The organism is Mycobacterium sp. P2_H7 (assembly GCF_056403275.1).
The window spans coordinates 372928-392299 of the sequence record NZ_JBFUFU010000005.1; the positions used below are offsets into that span (position 1 = coordinate 372928).

The following is a 19372-nucleotide window of genomic DNA, read 5'->3' on the forward strand; positions in this document are numbered from 1 at the left end:
AAAAGTCGCTCGGAGGCGGGCATTGAGACCGTCGCTTGCCGTTGCTGCGAGCCGCGACGAACGGCCTACCCCTCAGCAGCGACCAGCGACCGCAGCTTGATCGTCGGGTTGTCCCGCTGGAAACCTTCCAGGCGCCACTTCGTCGAGAACAACACCAGCAGCACCCCGTCGGAACGCATCAGCACCTCCGAGGACACCTGCTTGCTCATGAACTCGGCGTCCTCGGGATCGACGATCCGCGCCACCTGGTACGGCAGCGATTCCAGCGTGATCGCCGCACCGATCTCCGTCTCCATCCGGTGCTGGGCCACCTCGAACTGCATGGGCCCGACGGCCGCGAAGACGGGGGCCTGCTCGCCGCGGCGGTCCGAGCGCAGCACCTGCACCACGCCCTCCTGGTCGAGTTGCTCGATACCCTTGCGGAACTGCTTGTGCTTGCTCGGATCCTTGCCGCGGACCACCGAGAAGTATTCGGGGGAGAAGCTGGGGATCGGCGGAAACTCCACGGGCACATCGCGATACAGCGTGTCACCCGGACGCAGCGCCGCCGCATTGGCCAAGCCGATCACGTCACCGGGCCACGCGTCGTCCAGCGTGGAGCGCTGCTGCCCGAACACCGACTGCGCGTACTTGGTCACGAACGGCTTACCGGTTCCGGCGTGCGTCAGCACATCACCACGCTCGAACGTCCCCGAGCACACCCGCGCGTAGGCGATCCGGTCGCGATGCGAGGAGTCCATCCCGGCCTGCACCTTGAACACGAACGCGCTGAACGGCGAACTCACCGCCCGCGGCTCACCGGCCACGTCGACGATCGCGCCGGGCGAGGGCGCCAGCTCGACGAGCACGTCGAGCAGCTGGTTCACGCCGAAGTTCAGCGCCGCCGAGGTGAACAGCACCGGCGAGGACTCGCCGGCCAGGAACGTCTCGCGGTCGTAATCCGAGCCATCCATCGACAACAACTCCGATTCCTCCACGGCGGTGTCCCAGTCGCCCTCGGCGGCGTCGTGCGCCTTATCGGCGGGGATGTGTTCCTCCGGCGCGGCGGTGGCGCCACCGGCGGTGCGGGTGAACCGGATGTAGTGGCCCTTACGGCGGTCCATCACGCCCTTGAAATCACCGGCGATGCCCACCGGCCAGGTCAGGGGAGTGGTCCGCAACCCGATGCGCTCGTGGATCTCGTCCATCAGCTCCAGGGCATACCGGCCCGGGCGGTCCCACTTGTTGATCACGGTGATGATCGGGATCCCGCGGTGCTTACACACCTGGAACAGCTTCAGCGTCTGCGGCTCAAGACCTTTGGCGGCGTCGATGAGCATGACCGCGGCGTCCACCGCCGTCAGCACCCGGTAGGTGTCCTCGGAGAAGTCGGCGTGACCCGGGGTGTCCAGCAGATTGATCACGCAATCGCGGTACGGGAACTGCAACGCTGTCGAGGTGATGGAGATGCCACGGGCCTTCTCCATCTCCATCCAGTCCGACACCGTCGACTTGCGGCCCGCCTTGCCGTGGATGGCGCCGGCCTCGTTGATCACCCGGGCATGCAGCGCCAACGCTTCGGTCAGTGTCGACTTACCGGCGTCAGGGTGGCTGATGACGGCGAAGGTGCGGCGACGCGCCGCCTCCGCGGTGACGCGGCCGGCGGTACGGGTATCCAGGGCGTTCTCGGTCATATCACCCTCGATGGTATTTGCCCAGGTGGGCAAACCCGAAATCTAGGCGAAGTCGGTCCCTGAGCTGACGTTTTCCCACTCCGCGATCTCCGCGGCCCGTGCATCGGCGACATGCCGGTAGATGGCCAGCGCATCGGTGCCGAGCAGCAGGAAACCGGGGGTTTCGGGTGCCTCGACTGCGGTGATGATCGCGGTGGCCGCCTTCGCCGGGTCGCCGGCCTGGTTGCCGTGCATCGTGTCGTTCTCGATGCGCCGCTTGCCCGCGGTGTCGGCGTAGTCGGCGATCGGCGTGGCCGACTGGGTCAGGGAGCGGCCCGCGAAGTCGGTGCGGAACGCGCCCGGCTCGACGATGGTCACCGAAATGCCCAGCGGGGCAAGCTCACCGCGCAGCGAACCGCTGAGCCCCTCCATCGCCGACTTGACCGCGGAGTAGTAGCCCGAGCCCACCGGGGTGGCCTGCGCCCCGATCGACGAGATGTTCACGATCGCGCCGGACCGGCGGGCCCGCATCCCCGGCAGCACCGCCTTGATGGTCGCCACCGTGCCGAAGAAGTGCGTCTCGAACAGGGTCCTCACCTCGGCGTCCTCACCCTCCTCGACGGCCGCCCGGTACCCGTAGCCGGCGTTGTTGACCAGCACGTCCACACCGGTAAAGCGGTCTTCGGCCTGACGCACGGCATCGGTCACCTGCTCGGCTGAGGTGACATCGAGCGCGACGGCCAGCACCCGGTCCGGAGCGGCGGCGGCCAGGTCCGCGACGCGGCTGACGTCGCGGGCGGTAACCACCGCGTTGTGGCCGGCGGCGATGACCGCCTCGGCGAGGGCACGTCCGATTCCGGTGGAGCAGCCGGTGATGAGCCAGGTCGACATGTGCGCCAGTATGCCGATGAACCCTGTGGCCGTCTGCCACCATGAGCACGTGAAGAAGCGTTTGCTGATCCTGGTGGTGCTGGTGATCGTCGCCGTGGCTGCCGCACCGTGGGGTTTCCGCACCTTCGTCGAAGGCGACCCGGACCCGGCACTGACGCTGACCGCGGACGCCACCCAGGCAACCACCGGCATCGACGGCACCTGGATGGTCCAGCCCGGCTCACAGGCCGGCTACCGCGCACAGCAGCACCTGCTGTGGCAGCCCATTGACGTCAACGGCCGCACCTCCTCGGTGCTCGGGAGCGCCGAGGTGGACAAATCACGTTTGATGTCAGCCGATTTCGTCGTCGACGCCGGATCGCTGGAGTCCGCGCACCACGGCCGCGACCAACGCTTCAGCGGCACAGACGTGATGGATGCCAAGAAGTTCCCGACCGCCGAAGTGGCCGTCACCGCGCCCGTCGACCTCTCCTCGGTCCCCGACGACGGGCGCCCGGTTCAGGTGGACGTCCCGGTGAAACTGACCCTGCACGGCGTCAGCAAGCAGGAATCCGCGCGCGCCGGCATCCGGCGCACCGGAGACCGCGTCGACGTCGCGGGATCCATCCCGATCACCTTCGCCGACTACCAGATCACCCCGCCCAAACTGCTGGCCGGGGTGCTGGAGATCCAGCCGGTCGCCACCATCGAGTTCTTGGTGCATCTGGCCAAGGGCTGACACGATCGCCCGGTGAACATCTGCGTCTTCCTCTCCGCCGCCGACCTCGACGACCGCTACACCGTCCCCGCCCGGGAGTTCGCCCGCGCGCTCGGCGCAGCCGGTCACACGCTGGTGTGGGGTGGCTCGGACACCGGGCTGATGAAGGTCGTCGCCGACGGCGTACAGGAGGCCGGCGGACGGCTGGTCGGGGTGTCGGTGGAGCTCTTCCGGTCGGCGGCCCGCCCCGGCGCCGACGAGATGGTGTTCACCAAAGACCTGGCCGAGCGCAAGGCCGGCCTGCTGGCCCGCTCCGACGCGCTGGTGATCCTGCCCGGCGGCCTGGGCACGCTGGATGAGGCCACCGAGATCCTGGAGCTGCGCAAGCACGGCCACCACACCAAGTCGGTGGTGCTGCTGAACACCGCGGGCTTCTACGACGGGCTGGTGATCCAGCTGCGCCGCATGGAGCAGGACGGTTTCCTGCCCCTGCCGCTCGACGAACTGATCTACGTCACCGCCGAACCGGCCGACGTGCTGACCTACCTGGAGCGCTAGAACCGCAGCCAGCCGCGCGAGGCAGACTTGTGCCGGTCGGCGTACGGCCACGGCTGATGACGCTCCGGCACCGACGCGGCCCGCACCTCCTTGAGCTGGACGCGCAGGTAGCGGCGCACCTCATCCAGCTCGGGATCGGCCCAGCGGTTGACGGCCTCGATCGGATCACCGGTCAGGTCGTAGAGCTCCCACTGGTCGTCGAGCACGTCGCTGCGGTACCGCTCACCTCCGCGGCCGCTGAACGCGAGTTGGCGCACACCGGGTTCGGTCCAGGTGCCCGGATCGTCGAAGGTGCGCACCAACTTCCACAGCCGCCCGTCGTAACGCTGGACCAGCCCCTCGAAATTGGCCGCGACGTCGACGGGGACCCGAATGCGCAGCGGGGCAGGAGGATTGGTGACGGCACCGATGGCCCGCGCGGCCGCCGAGGCCCCGGTGTCGCCCTCGAGGACGTTGTCGCGGGTCATCAGGTACACGGGCCGGTCCTCATCGGCGGGCGCGCCGTCGACCACCGGCATCAGGTTGAGGCCGGGTAGTGGGTGCACCTCGCTGAACGTCCGCGCGAGCGCCTCCGCGGTTGCGGGCACGTCGATGCCGGCCGCGCCCAGCAGCGTCGGCACCAGATCCACATGCGATGTGGGCGCTTCAACGGTGCGGGCCGATGTGGCGCCGGCGCCGATGCGGGCGACGACGAACGGCACCCGGGTGGCTTCGTCGTAGAGGTTGAACCACTTCTGGTGCAGGCCGCCGTGCGCGCCGAGCAGGTCACCGTGATCGGACGTGCGGACGAGCACGGCCTCGGTCGATCCTTCGGTGACGGTGCGGCGCACCCGGTCCAGCGGAGCGTCCACCTCGGCGTGCAACCGGTAGTACAGGTCGCGGTACTCCTGCGCCTTGCGCCGGTAGGTCCGCTCGATCGCACCGGCCGGTCCGTACCCGGAGTAGTACGCCTCCCGGAACGCGGCCTGGGCCGTGGGTTTGGTGCTGAGATCCTCCTCTGCGGTCGGCGGGGCCGGCACAGGCGGCGGATCCAGCGGTGAGGGCTGCAACGGTGAGCGCCGTGCCCACGCCGGAAACAGCACGATGTCATGGGGATTGACGAAACTGGCCACCAGCAGGAACGGCTTCAGTGCCTCGGGATCGCCGGTGCGACGGCGCTCGTAGCGGTCCTGCAGCCACGTCACGATCCGGTCGGCGAACAGCGGATCACGGCGAAATCCGCTGTTGGCCATCAGAGCACCGTGCGGCTCGGGGCCCACCCAGCCGGAGAATCCGTATGGGCCCAGCGGGTCGGCGTCGAGATACTGACTGACCGCGGCCGGGTCGATGAGACCGTCATCGTCGTTGGTGGCCAATGGTTTACCGGTCTTGGGGTCGGTCAGGTCGGCATGCGAGATATGCCATTTGCCGTCGTAGTGCGTGTCATAGCCGGCGGCGCGGAACCAGTTGCCCAGCGTGGGCACCTCACCGGGGCGCAGCCAGCGCAACCGCGAATCGTCGTACCGCTTGCCGATGCCGTCGGTCTGGGTGACGCCGTGCAGATCGGGGTACTGCCCGGTGAACAACGTCGGCCGGCTCGGGACACACGCCAGCGACCCGGTGTAGTGCCGGCTGAAACGCACACCGTGCTCGTCGAACCAACGCCACCCCGTCAGGGTGCGCTGCCGCCACTGGCGCAGCTCCTCGGGCTCATAGGGCGGTGCGGCGCGTTCTTCGTCGGTCACCAGGATCACGACGTCGGGAGTCATATCCGAATCTCACACCCCCCGCCCAGCCCGGTGGGGGAGAATCGCCGCATGTCGACACCGCCGCCCGACGAGCCGACCCGGCGTCTGCCTCGCGTGGACGGCCCGACGCAGCGGATCCCGCGACCCGAACCGTCCACCGAGCAGATCCGCAGGCAACCCGAGCCGGCGACGGAGAAGTTCGCCCGGCCGACCCCGCCGCCCCCACCCGCGCCCGCGCCCGCGAAGAAGCGCAACACGCAGACGATCGTGCTGGTCGCGGTGATCGTGGTGGCGTTGTTGGTCGGCAGTCTCGCCGGCGCCGAGCTGTATGCCCGGTACAAGGCGGCCGCCCTGCTGTCCAACATCACCGACTGCCTGGTCAAGGACGGCGCCGACGTGTCGTTCTCGGTGAGCCCGCCGTTCCTGTGGCAGTACCTGTCCGGCGACTACACCAACATCTCGGTGGCCACCGACGGCAATCAGGTGCAGGAAGCCAAGGGGATGACCGCCGACGTCACGCTCAGCAAGATCGCGCTGAAAGACACCGGGGACTCGAAAGGCACCATCGGGTCACTGGACGCCACGCTGTCCTGGACGTCGGACGGCATCAAGGAGACGGTGGCGCAGAATCTGCCCGTCGTCGGGAACCTGGTCACCGACGTGCACACCGACACCGCCGCGGGCACCCTGGTTCTGGAGGCCTCCGGCGGCACCACCGTCACCGCGCAACCCGCCGTCGCCGACGGCAACCTCAATCTGAACGTCACCGACGTCACCGGACCGTTCGCCAAAGACACCGTGCAGAGCGCCCTCAACGATCTGACCACCAAGCTCAACGACAACTACCCGCTGGGCATCAAGGCCGACAGCGTGCAGGTGACGAGCACCGGTGTAGTCGGCAAGTTCTCCAGCCAGAACGCCACCATCCCGTCCGGGGAGAGCAACTCCTGCTTCGCCGATCTCTAGGCGGCGACGAGCCGCAGCGGCAGGTGGCTGTGCCGGCGAATGATGTTGTTGACGGCCCACACCGGCCGGCCCGTCACCTCGATGCGCTCCACCCGCTCCACCAGGGCACGCAGGATCGCGACCGTCTCCAACCGGGCCAGGCCCTGCCCGGCGCACGCGTGTGCGCCGTTGCCGAATCCGATGTGCTTCCCGGCGTCACGGCGGATGTCGAACCGTTCCGGCTCGTCCCAGGCATCCTCGTCCCGGTTGGCCGAGGCGTAGAGCACCAGCACCCGGGACCCGGAAGCGATGGCGGTGCCGGCGATCTCGGTGTCGGCGCGCACCTGACGCGCGAACGCTCGCAGCGGCGACTCATAGCGGACGATCTCGTTGACCGCGCCCGGAATCAGGTCGGGATTCTCCTTGAGCAGCTGCCATTGCTCGGGATGGGTGCCCAGCAGGTACAGCGCGTTCGAGATGGCGCTGATGGTGGTGTCCAGCGACGGCGCGATGTAGTCGATCATCAGCGCCGGGCACTCGTCGTGCGCCAGCACGCCGGCGTCCGCGGCGGTGAGCAGCTCATCGATGATGCTGCCTTCCAGCACGTTGCGTTGACGCACCACTCGGCGGGCGAACCGAAGCATCTGCAGAGATCGCGGGATCGCCTTGATGGCTTGCCAATTCATCGGACCGAGGATGTCGAACGTCGCTCCACCCCACTCGATCAGATGCTCGCGCTGATCGCGCGGCCAGCCGACCAGATCGGGGACGACGGCCAGCGGCAGCGCGGTCGCCAGATCGACACCGTCGATAGTGCCCTGTCTGACGGCTGAGTCCACCACCGCTGCGGCCTGTTCTTCGACGGTGTCACCGATGGTGCGCAGCGCGCGTGGTAGCAGCCGGTGGGCGACGAGCTTGCGCCGCTCGGCGTGTTCGTCACCGTCGCTGGCCAGGGTGGTGCCGCGGGACATCTTGTTGGACAACGTGTTCAGCGACACCCCGTCACCGGACAGAAACTGTTGGTCATCGCGCAGCGTGGCCTTGCATTCGGGATAGCGGGGCAAGGCGTAGCACTTGTGCCGGGCCAGCCACACCACCGGCCCGAGCCGGCGCAGCTTCTGGTAGTGCGGATGGGGGTCGAGGATCGCAGGGGTGGTGTACAGATCGGCGGTGTAGGTGGCGGTCATGGAATCCTTCCGGCGACGGTGAAATCTGGTCTGACGATGACGGTCTGGCCGCGCAGCCACCGCGCAGTGGCGCCGGTGACGATCTGCACGGTGGCTTTCAGGGCGTCGGCGCGCGCCTGTTGCGCCGTGGTCAGTGGCTGCGCGGATACGACGGCGAAACCGTTGCCCCACGGCTCGCCCGGATAGAGCCGGCCCGTCAACCGGCCACGACCGACCTTCAGGCGCGGCGTGGTCGAGTCGACCATCTTGGTGCGCAGGCCGGGAATCAGACGCATCCGCGGCACGACGATGCGCCGCATCAGATCACCGAACCGGCCGCCGGCCGTCATCGCCCGGCCGACGGTCAGGGCCAGGCCGATCATCGCCCGGGTATGCGGTTGGCGTTCGCGCTCATAGGTATCCAGCACGTCGGCGGTCAATTCACCGTGCAGCACCCCTGCCAGTTTCCAGGCCAGGTTCATCGCATCGCGCACCCCGGCGCCCATGCCCTGCCCGATGAACGGCGGCGTGAGGTGCGCGGCGTCACCGAGCAGGAACACGTTGCCCTGACGCCACTGCCGCGCGATTTGGGCGCGAAACGTGTACTCGGTGACCCGCACCAGCTCCAGCTCGGGGTCGGTGGTCCACGGTGCGAGCAGTGGGCGCAGTGCCTCGAGAGTGTCGTAGTCCGAGGCAGATTCGCCGGGCAGGAGTTGGAACTCCCACCGGTAGCGGGCGTCGCCGATGCGCATGTAGGTGGCCGCCCGGCGGGTGCTGCACACCTGATGGACGCCGTCCCACTGACCCAGATCGGCGGTGGTGGCGATGTCGACCACCAGCCAACGCTGTTCGAAACCGAGATCGCGCATGGTGACGCCGATGCTGCGGCGCACCAGGCTCTTCGCTCCGTCGCAGCCCAGCAGGTAGTCGCAGGTGATCTGTTCGCCGTCGGACAACGTGATCTTTCCTGGCGCGACGGCCGTCACCTCGACACCGGCCCGCAGATGAAGCTGCGGGTAACGGGAGGCGTTGTCCCGCAGCAGCTTCTCCAGCTCGGGTTGGTCGAACATGTTGGCCTGTGGGAAGCCGCAGCGGCCGGGGCCACGCTGGAACCGGGCCATCACGGCGAGCTGTTCGTCGAGCAGTTGCAGCCCGAGCGCGGGCCGGGAGATCTTGGCGAACTCCGCGGCGATGCCGAGCCGATCGATTATCCGGTACACCTCGTCGTCGAGGTGTACGGCGCGGGGTTGCGGGTAGACCTCGGGCCAGCGCTCCAGGACCAGGGTTTCGATGCCGTACTGGGCGAGCAGGGTGGCCACGGTCATCCCGGTCGGTCCGGCGCCGATGACGGCGACCGAGACGTGGTTCACCGGTAGCGCACTCTCATGCGTTGTGCGCCAAGGTCGATGACGCCGTCGTCGGTGCCGACGGTGGCCTCGACGATATCGCCGTCGTGCAGGTATTTCGGGTTCGCGGCCTGGCGCTTGAAGAACGCCTTCCACTTCACCGCCGGGGGCAGCAGGTTGCCGATGATCTCGATCGGCTTCGGCGGGGCGCTCAGCGCGGTGCCAACCGGAGTGCCGGTGAGCACCAGGTCACCGGCGGCGAGATCCTGGAACCGGGTGAGCGACTGCAGCGCCTGCAGCGGCCGGTACAGCATGTCGCCTTCGACGGTGGCGTTCTGCCGCTCGGAGCCGTTGACGGTCAACCGCAGCCGCAGATCGCCGAAGCGCTTGAGTTCGTCCCCGTCGAGCAGCACCAGTTCGGGTCCGGTCGGGGTGAAGGTCGGGTAGGACTTCGCCTCGTAGAACTGCGTCTGCGGCAGCTGGATATCGCGGGCGGACACGTCGTTGGTGATCACCAGGCCGGCGATCGCGCCCGGCAGATCGGACTCGGAAAGGGTTGTCCCGACGGGGATGTCGCGACCGATGACCAGGCCGATCTCCACCTCATAGTCAAGGAAACGGACATGCTCGGGTTTGACGATGTCGTCGAACGGCCCGCTGATGGACGCCGAGGATTTGCGGAAGAACGTCAGCGGCACTGTCTTGGGATCCATGCCTGCGTCGCGGACGTGGGATTCGAAGTTGGTCATCTGAGCCACCACCCGGCACGGGGCGGTGACGGGGGAGACCAGTGTCAGGCTGTCCACGGGCGCGGTGTCACCGGTGCGTGCCGCGTCGATGGCGGCCCGGTCGGCCAGTAGGGCAGCGGTGGTGGTGGCTGTGGTCTCGATGCGAGCGGCACCGGCGGGGGTCTTGACCCACCATGCGTCGGCGGTGCGCAACACGGAAACGGTCATGAGGAAGCAACTTTCAGTAGTCCGGCGAGCCGCCGGAGATCGAATTCGTTGTCACCGCGCAGTGCGGCCACCATCGTTGCGGCCTCGTGGCGGATGTTGCGGGCGTCGCTGCCCAAGAAGTCCCGGCTGACGGGCGGCCCCCACTGCGACAGGCCGGTCGCGGTGAACGGCGCCCACCCGGGCTCCAGGGTGTTGTCGAACATGTCCCCGTCGGCGAAATGCTCGACCAGGAAGCCGTCGGGGTCGCGCCAGTAGTCGAAGATCTGGCTGCCCTGGATGTGCCTGCCGATACCCCAGGACCTGAAATAGCCACGCTCACGGAGGTATTCGCCGCCGGCGGCCAGTGCGTCGAGATCACTGACCTGGTAGGCCGAGTGGACGTAGCGGTTCGCCGGGCCCAGCGCCAGAGCCAGGGTGTGGTGATCGGCCGGGATGGCACCGCGGTCGCACCGGATGAAGCTCATGGTGGGGCCGCGGTCGCGCTGACCGGGGAAGTACAGGAAATCGCTGACGATCATTCCGAACAGGTCGAGGTACCAGTTGAGGGTGCGCCGGTAGGTGGTGGACTGCAGCACCACGTGCCCGAGCCGCTGCACCCGGGCCGGGATCCGCGGCGGGCGCTGCGTGACGTTGGTGCGGCTGACGGCGCGGCCGGTGTTGTGGACGAGGGGCTGTTGCACTGGTAGCTCGGGCCGGACGTGCATGCCCGCGACCACCCGCACCGGGGTGCCGCCCGGATCGGCGAGGTCGACGGCCAGCCCGCCGATCGCTTCCGGCAGGGCCCGCGCCGCGACGCCGGTGTGCTCGGCCAGTCGCAGCACGTCCACCTCGTCGGCGGCTTGTAGCGCCAACCCGGCGAATCTCGTAGCGGGCCCCTGCCGCAGCAGCACGCAGGGTGCGTCGGCGTCGGTGCCGCGCAGGTGAAGTTCGGTGGGGGTGCGCAGCGCGGTCTGGAATCCGAACGCGCGGGCGAAGGCTTCGGCGCGGGTCAGGTCGGGTTTCTCGAACTCCAGCCAGGCCAGATCGACCACTTTGATGACGGGGTTACGGGACCGCCCGGGGTGTTCACCCTTGTGGGAACCCTGTTCGCTGTGCAGGTCTTTGTGCACGTCAACAACCATGAGACCTCCTTACTTGACGAAATCGTCACATACGACGCAACACTCAGTCAACGTTTCTGACGAAATCCTCAGAAATGAGGCACACTGTTGCCATGTCCGACGTGAGCCGCACAGACCGGCGGAAGGCGCGCACCCGTGCCGCGCTGATCGAGGCGGCCCAGGCTTTCATCGCCGATGGCCGGGTCAATGCGCCCATCCTGGAAATCACCCAGGCCGCCGACGTCGGGATGGGCTCGTTCTACAACCACTTCGACACCAAAGAGCAGTTGTTCGAGGCGGCCGTCACCGAAGTGCTCGACGCCCACGGCGCCCTGCTGGATGCCTGCACCGCGAATCTCGATGATCCGGCGGAGATCTTCGCTGCCAGCTTCCGGCTGACCGGCCGGTTGTTCCGAGGCCGTCCACAGGAGAGCCGCGTGCTACTGGCCAACGGCATGTCCCTGCTGGTGTCCGAGCGCGGCCTGGCTCCCCGCGCCCTACGCGACATCAAGGCCGGGGTGTCCGCTGGCCGGTTCCGGGTCGAGGATCCCGAACTGGCACTGGCGATGGCCGGTGGCGCGCTGCTTGGGTTGGGTAATCTCCTTGCGGCGCAACCGGATCGCGATGGCGCGCACGCCGCCGATGTGGTGACTGCCGATGTCCTGCGATTGTTCGGGATGAGCGAGGACGACGCCCGCGAGGTGTGCGCGCGGCCGCTGCCGGACCTCGCTGCTACCGCTGCGGCGTCCTGAGGCGCGACCAGATCGCCGCGCGCGTGCGCGACACGATCGATCTCTTGGTGTGCGTCGGCAACACCTCGATGTGCAGCCAGCCGAGACGTTGCAGCAGTTCGGCTTTGGCGACGGCGCCCTTCGGAAATTTCTGTTCTGCCGCGTGATTGCAGTCGACCGCGACCTTCCACTGGGGCCATCCCATCGCGACGACGGTCTCGTCCTGGCCGTCGACGATGCGAATCTGAGTGTCGGCGGGGCGAAGACCACCGTCGGACAGGATGAGTCGCACGCGTGTCTCCTCGGGGCAGGAGGCCCCGCCGTCCATTTCCAGCACGGCCTCGCGCGCCCGTGCGATGCCGCGGGCGCCGGCATAGCGGTCCACCAGCGGCCAGACGGCGTCCCGGGTGAGGCCCGTCGATGCGGCGAGAGCGTCGAGGATCATGACGGCCTCGTCCCTCGGCAGGTGCCGTGCGATGTCGAGAGCCGTGCGGGCCGGTGTGGTGATCATCAGGCCTGCCCGCACGGTGACCTCGTCAATCGAGATCCGCTCGTTCCGGACGATCACGTTCGGTAGGCGCCTGTGGGCGGTGATGATCTCGATCGGCTCGAAGGCGACGTCATCGGGTCTCAGATAGACGCCGGCGGCGGTTCTGCCGGCGATCACTCCTGAGCGGCCGGACCACAACCACGCCGACTTGGCGCGTTCGACCAGGGTCAGTTCGGCGCGCTTGGGCAGGTACACGTTCGGAAGGACCGCTTTGTACTGCGACCGCAGAACTCCCCTGGTCACAGAGCGGTTCTTGATGGCTACATCGCCGAGGAACGGTTCCATGCGGCCATGGTGGCCCCGGGTACCGACATCTTTCCGCAGCTCTGACGAGATTGCGCTGAGGGTTGTGGATGGAGGCGACCGCGGTCGCAACGACGACCCTCAGCGCAATCTCGTCAGAGCACCCGAAAGGGGTCAGTGCAGGGGAGCGAGTAGCGCGTCGAGCCCGTAGGCGAACACGGCGTCATAGTCGGTGGGGGATTGCAGCGCTGCCACCAGTTCCTGGTCGGGCCAGTCCGCGGTCCAGGGGTCGCGGTGGTAGTCGCCGCGCACTGTCGAGAACTGCATGACCGCAGCGGAGATGACGTGCACCTGCACGGCGCGCAGGAGCAGCGCGGCCCGCTCGCCGGTGACGCCCAGCGCGGCCAGTTCGGCGGCGAGCACCTGCTGGACCGGCTGGAACAGTGTGGCGGTCCGGCCTCGTCCATGCGCGAGCGCCAGCAGGTGCTGGTGCTCGATGAGCAGGCGGCGCTGGGCATGGGCCACCGAAGAGATGCGCTGCACCGGATCGGCGCCCTCGACCGGCAGGTTGCTCATGGCGGCGAGCAGGCGGTCGATCAGGCTGTCGAACAGCTGATCGCGGCCGCCGACATGCCAGTAGATGGAGGTGACGGCCACTCCGAGCGCGTCGGCGAGCCCGCGCACCGAGAATCCGCCACGCTCGACGAGGCGCGCGGCGGCATCGAGAATCGTCTCGGCATCAAGGGCTTTCGTGTTGCGAATTCGTCCGCCTCGGTTCTGTAACGGTGTTACATTCCGACTATATCCGGCGAAGGAGAGACACGTGTTCGATCTGCTGATCACGGGCGGCACCGTAGTCGACGGCACCGGGGCTGACCGGTTCACCGCCGATGTGGGCATCAAGGACGGAAAGATCGCCGAGGTTCGGCGTCGCGGCCCGGGCGACCGGCCACTGGAGGCCGACGCCAAGGAGACCATCGACGCCACCGGCAAGATCGTCGCGCCGGGCTTCGTGGACATCCACACCCACTACGACGGTCAGGTCAGTTGGGACGACCTGCTTGAGCCGTCCAGCAATCACGGGGTCACCACGGTGGTCGCGGGCAACTGCGGGGTGGGGTTCGCGCCGGTTCGGCCCGGCCAGGAACAGTGGCTGATCGAACTGATGGAAGGCGTCGAGGACATCCCGGGAACCGCACTGACGGAAGGCATTACGTGGGGCTGGGAAAGCTACGCGGAATACCTCGACGTCATCGGCAAACGTGAACTGGCCGTCGACGTCGGCAGCCAGATTGCGCACGGCACCGTCCGCGCCTATGCGATGGGTGAGCGCGGCGCCCGCAACGAACCCGCCACCCAAGACGACATCGCGGCGATGAGCCGCCTGGTGCAAGAGGCCATCGAGGCTGGGGCGCTGGGCTTTTCGTCATCGCGGACGCTGGCGCACCGCGCGATGGACGGCGAGCCGGTGCCGGGCACCTTCGCCGCCGAGGACGAACTGTTCGCGCTCGGCCGGGCCACGGCTGCCGGTGGTGGCGCGGTGTTCGAACTCGCCCCGCAGGGCGCCGCCGGTGAGGACATAGTGGCGCCCATCAAGGAACTGGAGTGGATGCGGCGCCTCGGTGAGGAGATCGACTGCGCCCTGAGTTTCGCGTTGATCCAGGTCGACGCCGATCCCAACCTGTGGCGCGAACAACTGGAACTGTCGGCCAGTGCGCATCAGGCGGGCAGCCGGCTCTACCCACAGGTGGCCGCGCGGCCGTTCGGCATGCTGCTCGGCTTCCCCGGGCACCACGCCTTCACCCACCGGCCCACCTACCGTCGGCTCAAAGCCGAATGCAGCAGGGAGGAACTCGCCGCCCGACTCGCCGAGCCGGCGGTGCGCACGGCCATCCTCGGAGAGGAGGACCTGCCGGTCGACCCGAATGCGTTGTTCGACGGCATGTTCGCCCTGGCGCAGTATTCGACCCACCGGCTCTACCGGCTGGGCGAACCGCCGGACTACGAGCCCACCGTGGAGCGCACGGTCGCGGCGATCGCGCAGCAGCGCGGCGAAGATCCGCTGGCGACGATGTATGACCTGATGCTGGAAGCCGACGCCGGCGCCATGCTGATGCTGCCGATGTTCAACTACGCCGACGGTAATCACGACGCCATCAGGGAGATGATGACCCACCCCGCCGCGGTGCTGGGGCTCTCCGACGGCGGCGCGCACTGCAGCATGATCTGCGACGCCTCGTATCCGACGTTCCTGCTGACGCATTGGGCGCGGGATCGTCACCGTGGGAAGAAGCTGGGTCTGGAGTACGTGATCCGCAAGCAATCCCATGACACCGCAGAGCTGTTCGGGCTCACCGACCGTGGCGTGATCGCGATCGGCAAGAAGGCCGACGTGAACGTCATCGACCTGGACGCGCTGACCCTGCACGCCCCGCGGATGGCCTACGACCTGCCCGCCGGCGGGCACCGGCTGGTGCAGGGCGCCTCGGGCTACACCGCGACGATCGTCAACGGTGTGGTCACCCGGCGCGACGGCAAAGACACCGGGGCGCGACCGGGACGGCTGGTCCGCGGCTAGAGGATGCCGAGGATGTCGTTCTTCAACGCCTCGGCCTCGGTGCCGAACACGGCCTGCACACCGGTGCCGACCTCGATGACCCCTGCCGCACCAAGGCTTTTCAGCCGCGCCTGATCGACCTTCGCCGGGTCGACGACCTCCATGCGTAGCCGGGTGATGCAGGCGTCGACGTTCACCAGGTTCTCGCGCCCACCGAACGCGGCGATGACCTGTTCGGCTTTCGAGTCAGGGGTTGCTGCGACAACGGCCGTGGGGGACACGACTCCCTCCCCGAGATTGGCCTGCTCCTCGGCCTCGAACTCGTCCTCCGGCTCGCGCCCCGGGGTGCGCATGTTCCAGCGCGTGATGGCGAACCGGAACAGCACGTAGTAGATGACGAAGAACACCACCCCCATGCCGACCAGCAACGGGATGTTCTTGGCCGCCGGCGCCGTCCCGTAGAGCAGCAGGTCGATCAGCCCGGCGGAGAACGAGAAGCCCAGATGGATGTCGAGCAGATACGCGATCGCCAGCGACAGGCCCGTCAACACCGCGTGAATGACATACAGCGGGAACGCGACGAACATGAACGCGAATTCCAGCGGTTCGGTCACGCCGGTGAGGAACGCCGTCAGCGCCGCGGCGGACAGGATGCCGACGGCCACCTTGCGCTGCTTCTTGTTGGCCACGTGGATCATCGCCAGCGCCGCGGCGGGCAAGCCGAACATCAGGATCGGGTAAAAGCCGGAGGTCAACAGGCCGGCGCTCGGGTCACCGGCGGCGAAGCGGGTCAGCTCACCGGTGACGTTCTGCCCGTCGGGGGTCTGGTAATCGCCGTAGAGAAACCACACATACGAGTTCGGGATGTGGTGCAGCCCCAACGGGATCAGCATGCGGTTGGCGAAGCCGTACACGAACGCGCCGAATGCGCCTGCGCCGCCGATGAATTTACCCAGCCCGGTGAGCCCGGCATCGAACAGCGGATAGAAGTAGCTCAGGCCGAAACCGATGAACAGCGACGCGAGCGACACGACGATCGGGACGAACCGGCGTCCGCCGAAAAAGCCGAGATACGAAGGTAATTGGATGGTGTGATAGCGGTCGAACAGCCAGGCGGTGACCAGGCCGATGACGATGCCCGCGAACACGCTGTAGTTGATCTGGGCCTGTTCACCCGACTTGTCCAATTCGCCGGCCAGCACGATCGGCGACATGGTCTTGAACACCGCCTCGACCACCAGGTAGCCGACCACGGCGGCCAGCGCGGTGGAGCCGTCCGCCTTGCGGGCGAACCCGATGGCCACACCGACGGCGAACAGCAGCGGCAGATGCGCGAACACCGCATCCCCGGCGGCGCTCATCGCCTTGAAGAACGCGCCGATCACCGGGGTGTCGATACGACCCAGCAGGTCGGGCTGGCCCAGCCGGAGCAGGATGCCGGCCGCGGGCAGCACCGCGATCGGCAGCATGAGGCTCTTGCCGAGGCGCTGCAACTGCGCAAATCCCGGAATCCGTGCACTACTTTGCGTTTTCGTCGACCCGCTCATTCGGGGCAGCTTAAACGAGAACCGGCGAAGGCAGGACGGTGTTCGACGACGCTCGTAGTGTTGAAACAATGACGACACACGTTTTCGCGCCGGTCCCCGGACAGGTGGTGGCGCTGCCTGACGTGCCCGACCCGGTGTTCGCCCAGGGCATGGTGGGTCACGGGGCTGCCATCGACCCGCCCCACACCGTCATCGAGGCGCTGGCCCCGGTCGGCGGCAAGCTGCTCAAACTGATGCCGCACGCCTACATCGTGCTCACCCCGGCCAACGTCGGTGTGCTGGTGCATCTGGGTCTGGACACCGTCGCACTCAACGGCGAGGGCTTCACCACCCACGCCACCCAGGGCGACGACGTCACCGCGGGCCAGCTGATCATCACCTACGACGTCCCCGCGGTGGTGGCCAAGGGGCTCAACCCGATCGTGCCCGTGGTGATCATGGACGAACGCGAAGCGGGGAACATCACCACAGTCGGCGCGGGCGAGATTACCAGCGGTGCAGCACTTTTCACGGCGGCCACCTGATGGAAGTCGTCATCCAACCGGACACCGCCACCCTCGGAGGTCTCGCCGCGGACGCCATCGGCGCGCTGCTGACGAGTAAACCGGAGGCGGTGCTCGGCCTGGCCACCGGATCGTCACCGCTGGCCATCTACGACGCACTGATCGCGCGCCATGAGGCCGGTCAGCTCAGCTTCGCCGGGGCGCGTGCCTTCACCCTCGACGAATACGTCGGGCTACCCGCTGAGCATCCCGAGCGCTACCGCAACGTCATCGACGATGTGTTCGTCTCGCGGGTCGACTTCGCCCCCGGCGCGGTGGACAGCCCCGACGGTCTGGCCGGTGACATCCCCGCCGCGTGCGCGGCCTACGACATCGCGATCGTCGCCGCGGGCGGGGTGGACCTGCAGATCCTCGGCATCGGCACCGACGGGCACATCGCGTTCAACGAGCCGGGATCCTCGCTGGCGTCGCGCACCCGGATCAAGACGCTGACCTTGCAGACTCGCGTCGACAATGCCCGGTTCTTCGACGGCGACGTCGACGCGGTGCCCACCCACTGCCTCACCCAGGGATTGGCGACCATCATGGCCGCCCGCCACATCGTGCTGATCGCCAGCGGGGCGGCCAAGGCCGAAGCGGTGCATCACCTCGTCGAAGGATCCGTGTCGGCGATGTGGCCCGCGACCATCCTGCAGCACCACCCGCATGTCACCGTGCTGCTCGACGACGCCGCCGCCCGGCGCCTACAACTGTCCGACTACTACCGCGAGGCCTACCGCTCCAAACCGGACTGGCAAGGTATCTGAGTGCTGATCGCCGCGGACACCCTGCTCACGGGCGCGGAACTGTTGCGGCCCGGGTGGATTGAGCTCACCGGCGACACCGTGCGCGCGCTCGGTTCGGGACCTGCGCCCGTGCCGGCCGACCATACCGCCGCCGTGGTGATGCCCGGCTTCGTCGACACCCACCTGCACGGCGGCGCCGGTGCCGACTTCTCCGCGGGCACCCTGGCCGCGACGGAGGCCGCGGTCGACCTGCACCGCAGGCACGGCACCACCACCCTGATCGCCTCGCTGGTCACCGCCGCCCCCGAGGAACTGCTGCGCCAAGTCGGTGCGCTGGCCGAACACACCCGCGCCGGCCTCATCGACGGCATTCACCTGGAGGGGCCGTGGCTGTCGGTGCATCGCTGCGGCGCGCATGATGCCGGGCTGATGCGCGACCCGGATCCTGCTGAGCTGCAACGGATCCTGGAGGCCGGTGCCGGGGCGATCAGGATGGTGACGCTGGCCCCCGAGCGCGCCGGGGCGTTGGAGGCCATCGCCACGCTGACCGCAGCCGGGGTGGTGGCCGCCGTCGGGCACACCGATGCCGGCTACGAACAGACCATGGCGGCGATCGACGCCGGCGCGACGGTGGGGACCCACCTGTTCAATGCGATGCGTCCCATCGCTCACCGCGCGCCCGGGCCCATCATCGCGCTGCTGGAGGACCCGCGGGTGACCGTCGAGCTGATCACCGACGGGGTGCACATCGACCCGGCCATCTACCGGCACGTCTGCGCCGGCGCGGGGAACGTTTCGCTGATCACCGATGCGATGGCCGCGACCGGCAGCGCCGACGGCGAGTACCGCCTGGGCACCATGGTCGTCGACGTGGTGGACGGCGTGGCGCGGGTAGCGGGTTCCGACACCATCGCGGGCAGCACCGCCACCATGGATGCGGTGTTCCGGTTCGCCGTCACCCACAGCGGTTTGGATCGTGACGCCGCCCTCCTGCAGGCGGTGAGCCAGGCCACCATCAATCCGGCGCGTGCACTGGGGCTGTCGTGGCCCGTTCTGGTGCCCGGGGGGCCGGCGGATGTGGTGACGCTGGATGCCGATCTGTCGGTGACCGGAACGGTCTACCGGGGTGAGTGGGTCACGCCTGCCGACGGCGACGACGGCGGTACCGCCACACCTTGACGGCGACGTAGATGCCGGTGCCGAGCAGCACCATCGTGGGGCCGCCGGGGGTGGTCGCGCCGTCATCGGGACTGGGGATGTGTCGTGCAGGCGGCGGCTGGAGCCCATGGGGGTCGGTCAGCGTCAGCTCCTCGACTGCCGTCGCGGCGTCGCCCGCCGAACTGTCCATGCTCATCTCGCCTGTCACCCTCATGCCAGTGCCGCCTCGCTGGCAACGGCTACGACTGTACAGAGTGTGG

19 protein-coding genes are annotated in these 19372 nt (G+C 68.1%); 8 read left to right on the forward strand and 11 right to left on the reverse strand.

The window, feature by feature from the left end; translation table 11 throughout:
- Positions 1–65: 65 nt before the first annotated feature.
- Positions 66–1673, reverse strand: coding sequence for a peptide chain release factor 3 (locus AC1DY7_RS07710; protein ID WP_477493055.1), 1608 nt, complete (start codon positions 1671–1673; stop codon positions 66–68).
- 42 nt (positions 1674–1715) lie between these two features.
- Positions 1716–2543 carry an oxidoreductase gene (locus AC1DY7_RS07715; protein ID WP_477493056.1) on the reverse strand — a complete coding sequence of 276 codons (828 nt, stop codon included), beginning with the start codon at positions 2541–2543 and terminating at the stop codon, positions 1716–1718.
- A gap of 49 nt (positions 2544–2592) precedes the next feature.
- Here AC1DY7_RS07715 and AC1DY7_RS07720 point away from each other — a divergent pair, with 49 nt between their 5' ends.
- Complete coding sequence (locus AC1DY7_RS07720; protein WP_477493057.1) at positions 2593–3261, forward strand: YceI family protein; 669 nt, start codon at positions 2593–2595, stop codon at positions 3259–3261.
- A gap of 12 nt (positions 3262–3273) precedes the next feature.
- Complete coding sequence (locus AC1DY7_RS07725) at positions 3274–3798, forward strand: LOG family protein (RefSeq protein ID WP_477493058.1); 525 nt, start codon at positions 3274–3276, stop codon at positions 3796–3798.
- Here the strand turns inward: AC1DY7_RS07725 and AC1DY7_RS07730 are convergent.
- Complete coding sequence (locus AC1DY7_RS07730) at positions 3795–5546, reverse strand: sulfatase-like hydrolase/transferase (RefSeq protein WP_477493059.1); 1752 nt, start codon at positions 5544–5546, stop codon at positions 3795–3797. The two genes, AC1DY7_RS07725 and AC1DY7_RS07730, sit on opposite strands and share 4 nt — an antisense overlap.
- Positions 5547–5594: 48 nt before the next feature.
- On the opposite strand from AC1DY7_RS07730, the gene AC1DY7_RS07735 reads away from it, so the two are divergent.
- Positions 5595–6491 (forward strand): LmeA family phospholipid-binding protein, encoded by an 897-nt coding sequence (locus AC1DY7_RS07735; RefSeq protein ID WP_477493060.1) that lies wholly within the window; start codon positions 5595–5597, stop codon positions 6489–6491.
- On the opposite strand, the gene AC1DY7_RS07740 is transcribed toward AC1DY7_RS07735, so the two are convergent.
- From AC1DY7_RS07740 to AC1DY7_RS07755, 4 genes are read right to left on the reverse strand one after another with little or no spacing between them, the layout of a single operon-like run.
- On the reverse strand, positions 6488–7657 hold the full coding sequence (locus AC1DY7_RS07740; RefSeq protein ID WP_477493061.1) for a cytochrome P450: 1170 nt from the start codon (positions 7655–7657) through the stop codon (positions 6488–6490). The genes AC1DY7_RS07735 and AC1DY7_RS07740 overlap by 4 nt on opposite strands.
- Positions 7654–9006 (reverse strand): bifunctional 3-(3-hydroxy-phenyl)propionate/3-hydroxycinnamic acid hydroxylase MhpA, encoded by a 1353-nt coding sequence (gene mhpA / locus AC1DY7_RS07745; protein WP_477493062.1) that lies wholly within the window; start codon positions 9004–9006, stop codon positions 7654–7656. The genes AC1DY7_RS07740 and mhpA overlap by 4 nt, the downstream gene beginning before the upstream one ends.
- The gene (locus tag AC1DY7_RS07750; protein WP_477493063.1) at positions 9003–9938 is read right to left on the reverse strand and encodes a fumarylacetoacetate hydrolase family protein; all 936 of its coding nucleotides are present in this window, start codon (positions 9936–9938) and stop codon (positions 9003–9005) included. The genes mhpA and AC1DY7_RS07750 overlap by 4 nt, the downstream gene beginning before the upstream one ends.
- Positions 9935–11059 carry a VOC family protein gene (locus tag AC1DY7_RS07755; protein WP_477493064.1) on the reverse strand — a complete coding sequence of 375 codons (1125 nt, stop codon included), beginning with the start codon at positions 11057–11059 and terminating at the stop codon, positions 9935–9937. The genes AC1DY7_RS07750 and AC1DY7_RS07755 overlap by 4 nt, the downstream gene beginning before the upstream one ends.
- Positions 11060–11151: 92 nt before the next feature.
- Here AC1DY7_RS07755 and AC1DY7_RS07760 point away from each other — a divergent pair, with 92 nt between their 5' ends.
- Positions 11152–11790 (forward strand): TetR/AcrR family transcriptional regulator, encoded by a 639-nt coding sequence (locus AC1DY7_RS07760; protein WP_477493065.1) that lies wholly within the window; start codon positions 11152–11154, stop codon positions 11788–11790.
- On the opposite strand, the gene AC1DY7_RS07765 is transcribed toward AC1DY7_RS07760, so the two are convergent.
- Both AC1DY7_RS07765 and AC1DY7_RS07770 read right to left on the reverse strand, forming a co-directional pair.
- Positions 11771–12604 (reverse strand): hypothetical protein, encoded by an 834-nt coding sequence (locus AC1DY7_RS07765; RefSeq protein ID WP_477493066.1) that lies wholly within the window; start codon positions 12602–12604, stop codon positions 11771–11773. The two genes, AC1DY7_RS07760 and AC1DY7_RS07765, sit on opposite strands and share 20 nt — an antisense overlap.
- A gap of 132 nt (positions 12605–12736) precedes the next feature.
- Positions 12737–13324 carry a TetR/AcrR family transcriptional regulator gene (locus AC1DY7_RS07770; RefSeq protein ID WP_477493237.1) on the reverse strand — a complete coding sequence of 196 codons (588 nt, stop codon included), beginning with the start codon at positions 13322–13324 and terminating at the stop codon, positions 12737–12739.
- Between the two features lie 61 nt (positions 13325–13385).
- On the opposite strand from AC1DY7_RS07770, the gene AC1DY7_RS07775 reads away from it, so the two are divergent.
- The gene (locus AC1DY7_RS07775) at positions 13386–15140 is read left to right on the forward strand and encodes an N-acyl-D-amino-acid deacylase family protein (protein ID WP_477493067.1); all 1755 of its coding nucleotides are present in this window, start codon (positions 13386–13388) and stop codon (positions 15138–15140) included.
- Here the strand turns inward: AC1DY7_RS07775 and AC1DY7_RS07780 are convergent.
- Entirely contained in the window at positions 15137–16666 is a 1530-nt protein-coding gene (locus AC1DY7_RS07780) for a PTS transporter subunit EIIC (RefSeq protein WP_477493068.1), read from the reverse strand. The genes AC1DY7_RS07775 and AC1DY7_RS07780 overlap by 4 nt on opposite strands.
- A 68-nt stretch (positions 16667–16734) precedes the next feature.
- Between AC1DY7_RS07780 and AC1DY7_RS07785 the strand changes: the two genes are divergently transcribed.
- Genes AC1DY7_RS07785 through nagA form a run of 3 tightly spaced genes read left to right on the forward strand, consistent with a single transcriptional unit; the run spans position 16735 to position 19133 of the window.
- Positions 16735–17190: a PTS sugar transporter subunit IIA gene (locus AC1DY7_RS07785; RefSeq protein ID WP_477493069.1), complete on the forward strand. Its 456-nt coding sequence runs from the start codon at positions 16735–16737 to the stop codon at positions 17188–17190.
- The gene (gene nagB, locus AC1DY7_RS07790; protein WP_477493070.1) at positions 17190–17975 is read left to right on the forward strand and encodes a glucosamine-6-phosphate deaminase; all 786 of its coding nucleotides are present in this window, start codon (positions 17190–17192) and stop codon (positions 17973–17975) included. The genes AC1DY7_RS07785 and nagB overlap by 1 nt, the downstream gene beginning before the upstream one ends.
- Positions 17976–19133, forward strand: coding sequence for an N-acetylglucosamine-6-phosphate deacetylase (nagA, locus tag AC1DY7_RS07795; RefSeq protein WP_477493071.1), 1158 nt, complete (start codon positions 17976–17978; stop codon positions 19131–19133).
- Here nagA and AC1DY7_RS07800 read toward each other — a convergent pair.
- Positions 19090–19326 (reverse strand): hypothetical protein, encoded by a 237-nt coding sequence (locus AC1DY7_RS07800; protein WP_477493072.1) that lies wholly within the window; start codon positions 19324–19326, stop codon positions 19090–19092. The genes nagA and AC1DY7_RS07800 overlap by 44 nt on opposite strands.
- Between the last annotated feature and the right edge of the window lie 46 nt (positions 19327–19372).

Excerpts from the sequence above, each read along its gene's own strand:
- AC1DY7_RS07740 (WP_477493061.1), bottom strand. The coding sequence starts at position 7,657 with ATGACCGCCACCTACACCGCCGATCTGTACACCACCCCTGCGATCCTC.
- AC1DY7_RS07780 (WP_477493068.1), bottom strand. The coding sequence starts at position 16,666 with ATGAGCGGGTCGACGAAAACGCAAAGTAGTGCACGGATTCCGGGATTT.
- AC1DY7_RS07710 (WP_477493055.1), bottom strand. The coding sequence starts at position 1,673 with ATGACCGAGAACGCCCTGGATACCCGTACCGCCGGCCGCGTCACCGCG.
- AC1DY7_RS07760 (WP_477493065.1), top strand. The coding sequence starts at position 11,152 with ATGTCCGACGTGAGCCGCACAGACCGGCGGAAGGCGCGCACCCGTGCC.
- AC1DY7_RS07715 (WP_477493056.1), bottom strand. The coding sequence starts at position 2,543 with ATGTCGACCTGGCTCATCACCGGCTGCTCCACCGGAATCGGACGTGCC.
- AC1DY7_RS07730 (WP_477493059.1), bottom strand. The coding sequence starts at position 5,546 with ATGACTCCCGACGTCGTGATCCTGGTGACCGACGAAGAACGCGCCGCA.
- AC1DY7_RS07750 (WP_477493063.1), bottom strand. The coding sequence starts at position 9,938 with ATGACCGTTTCCGTGTTGCGCACCGCCGACGCATGGTGGGTCAAGACC.
- AC1DY7_RS07800 (WP_477493072.1), bottom strand. The coding sequence starts at position 19,326 with ATGAGGGTGACAGGCGAGATGAGCATGGACAGTTCGGCGGGCGACGCC.
- AC1DY7_RS07755 (WP_477493064.1), bottom strand. The coding sequence starts at position 11,059 with ATGGTTGTTGACGTGCACAAAGACCTGCACAGCGAACAGGGTTCCCAC.
- AC1DY7_RS07785 (WP_477493069.1), top strand. The coding sequence starts at position 16,735 with ATGACGACACACGTTTTCGCGCCGGTCCCCGGACAGGTGGTGGCGCTG.
- AC1DY7_RS07735 (WP_477493060.1), top strand. The coding sequence starts at position 5,595 with ATGTCGACACCGCCGCCCGACGAGCCGACCCGGCGTCTGCCTCGCGTG.
- nagB (WP_477493070.1), top strand. The coding sequence starts at position 17,190 with ATGGAAGTCGTCATCCAACCGGACACCGCCACCCTCGGAGGTCTCGCC.
- AC1DY7_RS07765 (WP_477493066.1), bottom strand. The coding sequence starts at position 12,604 with ATGGAACCGTTCCTCGGCGATGTAGCCATCAAGAACCGCTCTGTGACC.